At 63.2% G+C, this 12356-nt stretch carries 9 protein-coding genes; 3 read left to right on the forward strand and 6 right to left on the reverse strand.

Features of this window, described 5'->3' with window-relative positions:
• The coding region (locus A6V37_RS32100) for a cupin domain-containing protein (RefSeq protein WP_244174064.1) at positions 1-1140 on the forward strand (1140 nt) is incomplete at its 5' end.
• 231 nt (positions 1141-1371) lie between these two features.
• Complete coding sequence (locus tag A6V37_RS39625; RefSeq protein WP_075643593.1) at positions 1372-1641, forward strand: hypothetical protein; 270 nt, start codon at positions 1372-1374, stop codon at positions 1639-1641.
• Between the two features lie 145 nt (positions 1642-1786).
• Here A6V37_RS39625 and yoaA read toward each other — a convergent pair whose 3' ends face one another.
• The 3 genes from yoaA to A6V37_RS32115 form a co-directional block, all read right to left on the reverse strand.
• Positions 1787-4063 (reverse strand): DNA repair helicase YoaA, encoded by a 2277-nt coding sequence (gene yoaA / locus A6V37_RS32105; RefSeq protein WP_064286729.1) that lies wholly within the window; start codon positions 4061-4063, stop codon positions 1787-1789.
• 64 nt (positions 4064-4127) lie between these two features.
• Positions 4128-4346, reverse strand: a complete 219-nt coding sequence (locus A6V37_RS32110; RefSeq protein WP_064266065.1) for a DUF465 domain-containing protein — start codon at positions 4344-4346, stop codon at positions 4128-4130.
• A gap of 127 nt (positions 4347-4473) precedes the next feature.
• Entirely contained in the window at positions 4474-5373 is a 900-nt protein-coding gene (locus A6V37_RS32115; RefSeq protein WP_064266095.1) for a hypothetical protein, read from the reverse strand.
• Positions 5374-5689: 316 nt separating this feature from the next.
• Here A6V37_RS32115 and A6V37_RS32120 point away from each other — a divergent pair, with 316 nt between their 5' ends.
• Positions 5690-8032, forward strand: a complete 2343-nt coding sequence (locus A6V37_RS32120; protein WP_064286730.1) for a Tex family protein — start codon at positions 5690-5692, stop codon at positions 8030-8032.
• 129 nt (positions 8033-8161) lie between these two features.
• Here the strand turns inward: A6V37_RS32120 and A6V37_RS32125 are convergent, their stop codons facing one another.
• The 3 genes from A6V37_RS32125 to A6V37_RS32135 form a co-directional block, all read right to left on the reverse strand.
• Positions 8162-10048, reverse strand: coding sequence for a potassium transporter Kup (locus A6V37_RS32125; RefSeq protein WP_064266067.1), 1887 nt, complete (start codon positions 10046-10048; stop codon positions 8162-8164).
• Positions 10049-10330: 282 nt separating this feature from the next.
• Positions 10331-10921, reverse strand: a complete 591-nt coding sequence (locus A6V37_RS32130; RefSeq protein WP_064266068.1) for a phosphoribosyltransferase — start codon at positions 10919-10921, stop codon at positions 10331-10333.
• 3 nt (positions 10922-10924) lie between these two features.
• Positions 10925-12271, reverse strand: coding sequence for an adenylosuccinate synthase (locus A6V37_RS32135; protein ID WP_064286731.1), 1347 nt, complete (start codon positions 12269-12271; stop codon positions 10925-10927).
• Positions 12272-12356: the final 85 nt, after the last annotated feature.

A 12356-nucleotide genomic window follows, 5' to 3' on the forward strand; every position in this document is an offset into this window, starting at 1 on the left:
CCACTGCTCGGCAATCTGACTCCGTCGCAATTCATGCGCCGGTACTGGCAGAAGAAACCGTTGCTGATTCGCCAGGCGATTCCGAACATCGAGGCGCCTCTCTCGCGCGACGAATTTTTCGAGCTGGCTGACCAGGACGAAGTCGAAGCACGCCTGATCACCCACTTTCGCAACAAGTGGCAACTGGAGCACGGGCCGTTCGCGCCCGACGAACTGCCCTCGGTCAGGCAGCGCGCATGGACGCTTCTCGTGCAGGGCGTGGACCTTTACGACGATCGCGCGCGCGCATTGCTGGACCGCTTCCGCTTCGTGCCGGACGCGCGCCTCGACGACCTGATGATCTCGTATGCAAGCGATGGTGGCGGCGTAGGCCCCCACTTCGATTCCTACGATGTGTTTCTTTTGCAAGTAAAAGGCAAACGCCGCTGGCGGATCAGCGCGCAGAAAGATCTCACATTGCAGGCCGGCCTGCCGTTGAAAGTTTTACAGAATTTCCAGCCCGAAGAGGAATGGCTGCTCGAACCCGGCGACATGCTGTACCTGCCGCCGCACATCGCGCATGACGGCGTCGCCGAAGGCGAATGCATGACCTGCTCGATCGGTTTTCGCGCCCCTTCGACCGGCGAACTGAGCGCGCAGTTTCTCTACCATCTGGCCGAGCGCGGCGAGCCGGCGGGCGACGCCGGCGCGCTGTACCGCGACCCGCAGCAACCCGCCGTGGAGCGCCCGGCTGAACTGCCCGCGGCGTTGGTCGAGAGGGTCGGCGCAATTCTTGCGGAAATCAAATGGAACGAGCAGGATATCGCGTCGTTCCTCGGCACCTATCTAAGCGAACCCAAGCCAAGCGTCGTCTTTGACCCACCGCAAAGGCCGCTTAATGAAGCCCGTTTCATTAGTCAGGCGTCAAAGTCAGGTATTCGGCTGGACCGGAAGACTAATTTGTTGTACAACCGCCGTTTTTTCTTCCTAAATGGAGAGGAAATATCGTTTGCAGGTACGAAAAAGTGGTTAATTGACCTCGCTAATCACCGGTGTATGAGTGCGAAACGCTTTGTAACACTCTCACACGATTCCTCGGTGACAGCACGGCTGCACGAGTGGTATCGTGCGGGCTGGATACAAGTGGGCGAGTTTGCATAACTCTGCCCGCCTGCTATACCGTACCGTGAAATTTTGTATGAGAAAGACAACGTATTGACCCCGGATTTATGGATTGTCAGTACGAAAGTGCATATAATTTCCGCCCAAGCCGTAGGGAAGATTCCAGCTCGTCAAAAGAGCGTCTCCACCAGCGGCCCAGGTCGGTGTTGGAGCACATTACCGGTATTATTTTGCGCTGTTGCTTACCTTTAACCATAAAAGGACGTGATCATGAAGAAATCCCTCCTCGTAGCATCCCTGTTGGCAGCTGTGGCACTGGCTGCATGCAACAAGAGCAGCGACCAAGCTGCTGCTCCGGCTAGCGACGCAGCTGCTGCTTCGGCACCGGCTGCTGCTGCTGCGTCGGACGCAACGGCTGCTGCTTCGGGTGCGGCTGCTGCTGCGAGCGACGCTGCTGCTTCGGCTACGGCCGCTGCTTCGGACGCAACGGCTGCAGCTTCGGCTGCAACGGCTGCTCCGGCTTCGGGCGCAAGCCAGTAAGCTGTCGCGTAGGGTTCGCCTCTGGGCGAGGACTGCTTCGGGATATCTCATCGATTTCCCGGCCAGTCAAACAAAACGCCACGGATTCACATCCGTGGCGTTTTGTCATTCAGGTGCCGTTTTTTTTTACAACGGCCTCCTTTCGTTAGTCCCGCTCGTCCTGCCGGGCCGGCGCCGCATTCTCTTCGAAAAACTCGCGCACCACCTCGATCTCACGCGTGCGCTTGAATGGCGGCAGGCTCTGCCAGATACGGCGCCCATAGGGTTTGTCGACGAGACGGGTGTCGCAGATCATCAGCACGCCACGATCGGTCTCAGCGCGAATCAGACGGCCTGCGCCCTGCTTCAGCGTAATCACGGCCTGCGGCAACTGATGCACGGCGAATGGACTCAGGCCCTTCCTGGTGAGCGCCTCGAGGCGCGCCGACAGAACCGGATCGTCGGGCGGCGCGAACGGCAGCTTGTCGATCACCACCAGCGACAACGCGTCGCCGCGCACATCCACCCCTTCCCAGAAGCTCTGACTGCCCACCAGAATCGCGTTGCCGTATGAGCGGAAGCGATCCAGCAGCTCGGTACGGCTCGCATCGCCCTGCACGAGCAGCGGATAGTCCCAGCCACGTGCTTCGATGGCATCGCGCAACCGGGACGAGATGCGGTCCACCGCGCGCAGCGTCGTGCACAACATGAACACGCCGCCGCCCGATGCTTCGATGGCCGGCAACGCGGCGTCGAACACGGCGTCGGTGAACATCGGCGATGACGGCTGCGGCAAATTGCGCGGCACGTACAACAGCCCCTGGGCCGGATAGTCGAAGGGACTGGGCAGCGTCATCGAACGTTTTGCGTTCAGGCCCATCTGCGCGGCGTAGTGCGTGAAATCGCCACGCACCGACAAGGTAGCCGAGGTGAAGATCCACGCGCGCGGCACGCCGGCGCGCTGTTTCGCGAAGATCGGCGCAACCGACAGCGGCGTTTCGTGCAACTGCACGGTATGCGAAAAGACCTCGATCCAGCGCACCTTTTCGTTCGGGTCGGCGTGCTCGGTTTTGCCGTCACCCGAGCCTGCCTGAGGGCCGCCAGCGGCCTCGCGTTCGGTCTGCGTGGGCGGCGTGGTCCAGCCGGCGAGCACGCCTTGCAGCTCGCGCGCGCGGCGCAGACACGCGCCGATCGACTCGGCGCGCTCGGCCTGCCCCGCCAGCGCGGACGCCAGCGCATCGAGTTCGGTTTCGAGCGTGTCGAGCGCGGGAAACAACGGATGATCGTCGGACAACTGGCCGATCGACAAGCGCACCGAATCTTCCTTGAAGGCTAGCCGCACGTCGCGCGCCGCGCGCTCCAGCGTCGCGCCGAGCTTGACCCAGTCGACCGCGTCGCGCGCATGACCGAGGCCTTCGGCCACCGAATCGCGGGCGAGCTCGAGAAACTGCGCGGTGGACAGCGTCTCGCCGAAAAACAGCGTCGCCGTTTCGGGCAGCTGATGTGCCTCGTCGAAGATAACGGTGTTGGCGGTGGGCAGCAGTTCAGCCATGCCGGTGTCGCGCAACATGATGTCGGCGAAAAACAGATGGTGATTGACCACCACGATATCGGCCTGCTGCGCCTCGCGGCGCGCCTGCATTACGAAGCAGTCCTTGTAATGCGGACACTCCTGGCCAAGGCAGTTGTCGCGCGTCGAAGTAACCATCGACCACACCGCCGCGGTTTCCGGCACGCTCGCGAGTTCGGCCTTGTCGCCGGTGCGCGTGATCTTGGCAAAGCGCACGATGTCCTGCAGATACGACGTTTCCTGACGCGACGGCAGGCGGCCGTTATCCGCGGTGCGCTGCAAGTAGTAATGGCACAGGTAGTTCGCGCGGCCCTTGAGCATGGCGACCGACACCGGCACCGCGAGCGCGTCGCGCACGGTCGGAATGTCGCGCTGAAAGAGCTGGTCCTGCAAGTGCTTGGTGCCGGTGGAGACGATCACCTTGCCGCCCCACAGCATGGCCGGCACCAGATACGCATAGGTCTTGCCCGTGCCCGTGCCGGCCTCGACGATCAGCGTATTCTCGCCGCCGTCAAGCCCGCCCGCATCGGCGCCTTCAGTGGCTTCAGCGGCTTCGCCACCCTGCGATTGCAGGCGCCGCGCCGGACGCTTCTGCGCCTCGAACATGGCCGGTTCGGGCATGGCGCGGCCCGATGCTTCCATCGCAGCCGCGACCGCGCGCGACATTTCGATCTGCGAGGCCCGCGAGCGATATCCGTCGATCTGACGGGCCAGCAGGCCGTTGTCGGCGAAGATCTCGTTCAGTTCGGCGGCGCGGCGCGGATTCAGTGCCGCGCTCAGCGCGGACGCGGCAGGCCGAGGCGCGGGCGTGCCGGCAGTTGACGCGTCGTCGCCCGGCGTGGCACGGGATGAAGTTTCAAGCGGTGAATTCAAGGCAAGCGTTTCCTGCAAAGTCCGGCTCGCGCGGCGCGCGCCCGGCGCCTGCCAGGCCGCGAACTCAGGCGCGCACGTCCGGTTCGAGCTGCAATTGCAGCAAGATGATGGTGTCCTTGACTTTGAGTTTGCGCTTTTTCAGGCGCTGCAACTCGAAGTCGTCGATGCCGGGCTCATCCGACAGCCGGTCGATCAGGCGATCGAGCCCACTATGCTCCGATTCCAGTTGCAGAATACGGTCGCGAAGGGTGTTCGCGTCGATGACGTGATGTTGATCGCGCATGCTCGCCTCCTCTCGTCGGCGGCACGGGCCACACGTGCAGCCCGATGCCTGAGGTTGCTGTCCGGCTTAAAACGCGTTCGGCGGCTGCGGCCCTGACTCAACCCTGCCAGAGCCCACTCCAGCGCACTTACTGTTGTTGCTGTTGCTGCTTTTGCTGCTGTTCGAGTTGCTGCTGTTCCTGCACCTGCTGCTGACGCTTCTGTTCGGCTTTCTCGGCTGCCTGCTTCTGGCGCGCTTCCACGTCGGCCTTGTGCTGCGCGGCGTCGGCCTGCTTCTTCTCGAAGCTCTGCTGCTTCTGCACACGCTCCTGCGCCTTCTGCGCGCCCTGCGCCTGCGCCTCGCTGAGCTTACGCTGGAAATCGGCCTGCTTCTGGTCGTAGGTTTGCTGGTTGGCGGCGGCCTGCGACGGGCTGATGCCGCGCTGCGCCTGATCCAGTGCGTGCTGGCGCTGCTTGTCCTGATAGGCCTGCGCGTTGGCGCTGCGCTGCGGCGCCTCGGCGGCACGCTGCGCCTGATCGAGCTGGTGCTGACGCTGCTTGTCTTCGTAGGCCTGCGCGTTGCGAGCGTCGTCGGCGGCGCGCTGCGGCGCGCTCGCTTCGTCCTGCGCGCGCTTGAGCGCCGCCTGCTCGTCGCGCTCACGGGCGCGCTGTGCGCGCTGTTCGCCGTCGAGCGCGAGCTGTTCCTTGCGAATGTCGGCCTGCACCGAGCGCATGCTGTCGCGCGCCTTGCCCAGACAGTGATTGACGAAGAACGTGCTGTAGCAGTCGTGTTCGGCGACGGCGTAGCGGTAGTTGTTCTCCTCGCTGCGCTGATCCAGAACTTTTTGCCGCTCGTCGAATGAACGATGCAGCGCTGCCGTGCTGTCCGCGTCGCTGCCATTGCCAGCGCCGCCGGCGGTTGTGCCTGCATTCCCCTCGACCGCTTTCACGGCCGGCGTGCCCGACGCGGCAACCGGCGCCGCGCTGCTGCCCGCCGGCGTGGTGGATTGCGCCACGGCCGGCACAGACACGGCTAGCGCAGCGGCCATGACGGCCGACGCGAACAACCGAGGCGAGGCGAGCGGCGAGCGCGAAAAAAACGGCGCCGGGTGCTGCAAACGCGGTGACAGGCGAGTGACCAGGCAGTGGAGGGACAAGGAGATTGGCAACGTCGTAGGGGGTCAACGGAACATGCCCGAAATTCTATCACCCTGCGGTTGAGCCCTTTGGCATTTATGGCAAAATGCCCCGCTCCAGCAACCCGGTCGCAGCGCGCACGCCCGCCGTGCCCCACGTGCCTTCAAACGCCCTCATGTGCCGTGAGCGCGCGGCCCCGAACTGAGTCCGCAGGAACACCAAGAGCTTATGACGGAAACCGTAGCACTCAAGATCGTGCAGCGCATCGCCGCCGAACTGTCCGTCCAGCCGCGCCAGGTCGCGGCGGCGGTGCAACTTCTCGACGAAGGAGCGACTGTTCCGTTCATCGCCCGCTACCGTAAGGAAGTGACCGACAATCTCGACGACACGCAACTGCGCAACCTCGAGGAACGCCTGCTGTATCTGCGCGAGCTGGAAGACCGGCGCGCCGCGATCATCGCCAGCATCGACGAACAGGGCAAGCTCACCGACGAGCTGCGCACCGCGATCGAAGGCGCCGACAGCAAGCAGGTGCTGGAAGACCTGTATCTCCCGTACAAGCCGAAGCGCCGCACGCGCGCGCAGATCGCCCGCGAAGCCGGCCTGCAGCCGCTCGCCGACGCGCTGCTCGCCAATCCCCTGCTCGATCCGCAAACCGAAGCCGCCGCGTATGTGGACGCCGAGAAAGGCGTCGCCGACGTGAAGGCCGCGCTCGACGGAGCGCGCGACATCCTGTCGGAGCAGTTCGGCGAAACGGCCGAGCTGCTCGGCAAGCTGCGTGACTACCTGTTCAACCAGGGCGTGGTGTCGTCGAAAGTGGTGGAAGGCAAGGAGAGCGCGGAAGAAGAGAAATTCCGCGATTACTACGATTACGCGGAAACCATCCGCACCGTGCCGTCGCATCGCGCGCTGGCACTGTTCCGCGGCCGCAATGCGGGCGTGCTGATGGTCAAGCTCGGCCTCGGCGAAGAACTCGACGCGCAGGTGCCGCATCCGGGCGAAGCGCTGATCGCACGCCACTTCGGCATCGCTAATCAGAACCGTCCGGCCGACAAGTGGCTCTCCGACGTGTGCCGCTGGTGCTGGCGCGTGAAGGTGCAGCCGCATATCGAAAACGAGTTGCTGACCAATCTGCGCGACGAAGCCGAACACGAAGCGATTCGCGTCTTCGCGCGCAATCTGAAGGATCTGCTGCTGGCCGCGCCGGCCGGCCCGAAGGCCGTGATCGGCCTCGATCCCGGCATGCGGACCGGCGTGAAGGTGGCCGTGGTTGATCGCACAGGCAAGGTGCTCGCCACCGACGTGATCTACCCGCACGAGCCGCGCCGCGACTGGGACGGCTCGATCGCGAAACTCGCGCGCCTGTGCGCGCAGACGCAGGCTGAGCTGATCAGCATCGGCAACGGCACGGCGTCGCGTGAAACGGACAAGCTCGCGAGCGAACTGATCGCGCGCCATCCGGAATTCAAGCTGCAAAAGATCGTCGTGTCCGAGGCCGGCGCGTCGGTGTACTCGGCCTCCGAACTGGCGGCGAAGGAATTCCCCGACATGGACGTGTCGCTGCGCGGCGCGGTGTCGATTGCGCGCCGTCTGCAGGACCCGCTCGCGGAACTGGTGAAGATCGAGCCGAAGGCGATCGGCGTCGGCCAATACCAGCACGACGTGAATCAGCGCGAACTGGCCCGCTCCCTCGACGCGGTGGTCGAAGACTGCGTGAACGCCGTCGGCGTGGATGCGAACACCGCTTCCGTCGCCCTGCTCGCCCGCGTCTCGGGGCTGAATGCCACGCTGGCCCGCAACATCGTCGACTATCGCGATGCGAACGGCCCGTTCCCGTCGCGCGAGCATCTGCGCAAGGTGCCGCGCCTCGGCGACAAAACGTTCGAGCAGGCGGCCGGGTTCCTGCGCATCAACAATGGCGAGAATCCGCTCGACCGCTCGTCGGTGCACCCGGAAGCGTATCCGGTCGTCGAACGCATGCTCGCCAAAATCAGCAAGCATGTCGGCGACGTGCTGGGCAATCGCGACGCATTGCGCGGCCTCACACCGAGCGAATTCGTCGACGAGCGTTTCGGCCTGCCTACCGTGCGCGACATTCTGCTCGAACTCGAAAAGCCAGGCCGCGATCCGCGCCCCGAGTTCAAGACCGCGACGTTCCGCGAAGGTGTCGAGAAGGTTAGCGATCTGACGCCGGGCATGGTGCTCGAAGGTGTCGTGACGAACGTGGCAGCTTTCGGCGCGTTTATCGACATCGGCGTGCATCAGGACGGCCTGGTGCACGTGTCGGCCCTGTCGACGAAGTTCATCAAGGATCCGCACGAAGTCGTCAAGGCCGGCCAGATCGTCAAGGTGAAGGTGCTGGAAGTCGACGTGAAGCGCCAGCGTATCGCGTTGACCATGCGCATGGACGACGAGGTTGGCGCAACCGCGCAGCGCAGCGGCGGCGGCCAGCAGGACCGCGGCTCGGCGCGCCCGGGCGGCGGCGGACGGGGCGCACCGCAACAGCGCTCGCGCGAACCGGAACCGGGTGGCGCGATGGCGGCCGCATTCGCCAAGCTCAAGCAGAAGTAAGCTCGCCGCGTTCAGCGCGTGATTTGGTCACACGCTGAATCGCACAGCGAACGAAAAAAAACCCACGTCGATTTTGACGTGGGTTTTTTCTTGCGCCCCATCATGCGAAGCGCTTGCGAACCAGGGGCGTCAGATCTCGATCTTGGTCCCCAACTCCACCACCCGGTTGGCCGGAATGCTGAAGAAGTCAGTCGGCTTCGCGGCGTTCTGGTGCATCCACGCGAACACCCGTTCGCGCCACACCGACATGCCCGGCAACTGCGTCGGCACCACCGTCTCGCGAGCGAGGAAGAAAGACGTGTCCATCAACTCGAACGTCATGTCGCGAGTCCGCCCAACTTCGAGCAGGACTGCCTTCACATCCGGCGTTTCGTTGAACCCGTAGACTGCCTTGACGAGATACAGACCGCCATCGAGGTCCCTGACCGTCACGCGCTCCGAATCCTTCACATAGGGAATGTCGCGCGTCACGAATGTCAGGAAAATGGTGCGCTCGTGCAGCACCTTGTTGTGCTTCAGGTTGTGCAGCAGGCTCACCGGCACCAGCGAATCGCTGCCGGTCAGATAGATCGCCGTGCCCGATACGCGATGCGGCGGGTGGGCGAGCAGCCCTTGCAGAAACGGCATGAGCGGAATACCGTCGGCGGCCGTGCGCTCCTTGACGATCAGCCTGCCCTTGAACCAGGTCATCAGCAGGAAGAACAGCAAGGCGCCGATGCCGAGCGGCAGCCAGCCGCCCTCTTCGACCTTCAGCAGATTGGCGCCGAAAAAGCCCAGATCGACGGCCATGAACACGCCGATGATCAGCGCCACCAGCAGCTTGTTCCAGTTCCACACCTTCACCATCACGACACAGGCAAGAATCGTGGTGATCACCATGGTGGCCGTCACCGCGATACCATACGCGGCCGCGAGATTGTCCGAACTCTTGAACGCGATCACGATGCACAGAATGATGAACAGCAGCATCCAGTTCACCACCGGCACGTAGATCTGGCCGATTGCCAGCTCCGACGTGTGCAGGATCTTCATGCGAGGCACGTAACCGAGCTGGATCGCCTGGCTCGTCAGCGAATAGGCACCGGAGATCACGGCTTGCGATGCAATCACGGTCGCGACCGTCGAGAGCACGACGAGCGGCAGCAAGGCCCAGTCCGGGGCAAGCAGGAAGAACGGATTTTCGATCGCTTTCGGATCGTGCATCAGCAGCGCGCCCTGGCCGAAGTAGTTCAGCACCAGCGACGGCATGACCAACACATACCACGCCAAGCGGATCGGCTTCGCGCCGAAGTGGCCCATGTCTGCGTAAAGCGCCTCTGCGCCAGTCAGCACCAGCACGACCGAGCCGAGCACGACGTAGGCCTGCAGCACGTGCGCGGCCATGAAGGTGTACGCGTAATACGGGTTCAGCGCGTTGATCACGTTCGGCGACTGCATGATGTGCCATAGGCCGAGCGCCGCGAGGACCAGGAACCACACCACCATGATCGGTCCGAACAGGCGGCCAACCATGGCCGTGCCGTGCCTCTGGATCCAGAACAGCAGGATTAGGATCACGATGGTAAGCGGCAACACCAGATGAGACAGATTCGGCGCGGCGATCTCGAGACCCTCGACGGCCGAGATCACGGAAATGGCCGGTGTAATGACCGCGTCGCCATAAAACATGCAGGCGCCGAAGATGCCGAGCATCATGAGCAAGCCGGCCGCTTTCGTTTTCTGGTCGACCGAGCGCAGCGCCAGTGCCATCAGCGCGAGCACGCCGCCCTCGCCGTTATTGTCGGCGCGCATCACGAACAGGACGTACTTGATGCTCACCACGATCACGATTGCCCAGAACAGCAGCGAGATCACGCCCAGAATGGATTGATCGTTCAGCGGAATGCCGTGTGCCGGGCTGAACGCCTCTTTCAGCGAGTACAACGGGCTCGTGCCGATGTCGCCGAACACCACGCCGATCGCCGCAATGGCGAGAGAAGGCAGGGGCTGTTTGTGCACGTGATTGTTATCTGTCATAAGCGCGAGGAAATCGGTTCCCTGAGCGGAAAAAACGACCGCTATTCTAAACTGCCCGTTTAGCGCCGCCCGGCTTGTTGTGGATACACCACGTAAAGGTCCGCGCAGTGTAGCACTGCCATATGACGCCGTCTGCCGCGCGAGCGGTATTGACGACATCGGCTATGCGCGATGTGTGAAGCGTGCGCTGACGACGCGCATACAAAAAAACGGAGCCCAATGGGCTCCGTTTTGCGGGACTGCGCGGGGTGCGACGCAACACGTTCGGCGCCGGTATGCGCATCACTGCCCCGACGACTCCTGCGCCTGCGCCATGCCGCGTTTGATCCACGCGCCGAGGTTATGCGGACGAACCGTGTCCCATTCCTCGAACGGCTGATGAATCCACGGATTGGTCGGCAGATACTGTACGTGGTAGTCAGGCTTGACCTTCGAGCAACCCTTGTACCAGAGCACCGCCGAACGCACCGACGTGATCGCCGGATAACGTTCCTTCAGGTGCTGCTGAACACGCGCGAGCGTCACGCCGGAGTCGACCAGATCGTCGACCAGCAGCACGTTGCCGTGCAGCTCGCCGCGCGTCATGGTGATGTATTGCGCGATATCGAGTTCGCCCTGCTCCGTGCCGGCCGCTTCGCGATACGAACTCGTGGCGAGAATCGCCAGCGGCAGATCGTAAATGCGCGAGAGCTGGTCGCCCACGCGCAGGCCGCCGCGCGCGAGGCACAGAATCTTGTCGAACTTCCAGCCCGACTCGTGAACCTGCAACGCCAGCAGTTCGATCAGCCGGTGATATTCGTCCCAGCCGACCCACAGGTTCTTGTCGTCGTTGCGCGGATCTTTCATCGCAATCATGGGTACACCTTGCACCATGGCTTAAACCTTGAACGGATGGCGAAGCAGGATGGTTTCGTCGCGATCCGGACCGGTCGACACCATGTCGATCGGAATGCCCGCGACTTCCTGCACACGCGACAGATAAGCGCGCGCATTCGCCGGCAGCTTGTCCCATTCCTTGATGCCGACGGTGCTTTCCTTCCAGCCCGCGAAGGTTTCGTAGACCGGCTCGCAGCGCGCGACTTCCGAAGCGCCACGCGGCAGCAGATCGACAGCTTTACCGTCGACCGTGTAGCCGACGCACAGCTTCACTTCGTCGAGACCGTCGAGCACGTCGAGCTTGGTCATGCACAGACCCGACACGCCGTTGATCTGGATCGAGCGGCGCAGCGCGGCGACGTCGAGCCAGCCGGTGCGGCGCGGACGGCCAGTGACCGAACCGAATTCCTTGCCGACGGTGGCCAGTTCGAGGCCGATCGCTTCCTGACGGGCGGCGTTATCCGCGTCGTACAGTTCGCTCGGGAATGGGCCCGAGCCCACGCGCGTGCAATAGGCCTTGGTGATGCCGAGAATGTAGTTCAGTTTTTGCGGACCGACGCCGGCGCCCGCGGTCGCGGCACCCGCCACGCAGTTGCTCGACGTGACGTACGGATAGGTACCGTGGTCGATGTCGAGCAGCGTACCTTGCGCGCCTTCGAACAGCAGGTTGTTGCCGGCCGCGTTTTCGTCGTACAGACGGCGCGACACGTCGGTGACCATCGGCTTCAGGCGGTCGGCATAGCTCAGCATCGTGTCGAGCGTTTGCTGGAAGTCGACAGCGGCGACGCCCAGGTATTGGGTCAACACGAAGTTGTGGTAATCGAGATTCTCACGCAGGCGTTCGGCGAACGTGGCCGGCTCGAACAGGTCCTGCACGCGCAGACCGCGGCGTGCCACCTTGTCTTCGTAAGCCGGGCCGATGCCGCGGCCGGTGGTGCCGATCTTGCCCGCGCCACGGCGCGCTTCGCGGCCCTGGTCGATGGCAATGTGATACGGCAGGATCAGGGTGGTGGCTTCGGAAATGAAGAGGCGATTCTGAACGTCGACACCAGCGGCTTCGAGTTCGCCGATTTCCTTGAACAGCGCTTCCGGCGACAACACGACGCCATTGCCGATGTAGCACGCGACGCCGGGATGCATGATGCCCGACGGAATCAGACGCAAGATAGTTTTCTTGCCGCCGATGATAAGCGTGTGACCGGCATTGTGACCGCCCTGGAAGCGAACGACGCCTTGAGCGTGGTCCGTCAGCCAGTCGACGATCTTGCCCTTGCCTTCATCACCCCACTGGGTTCCCACGACGACGACGTTGCGCCCGGGGTTCACATTCACTGCGCTGGCAGACATGTTGTTTCGTAAGCTGGTTAAAAACGTATTCTACCTATGTTCGCGGAACCTTCCGAATTTTTCCGTTTCCGCTCAACGGTATGCA

Source organism: Paraburkholderia ginsengiterrae (assembly GCF_001645125.1).
In the GTDB taxonomy this organism is placed as follows: domain Bacteria; phylum Pseudomonadota; class Gammaproteobacteria; order Burkholderiales; family Burkholderiaceae; genus Paraburkholderia; species Paraburkholderia ginsengiterrae.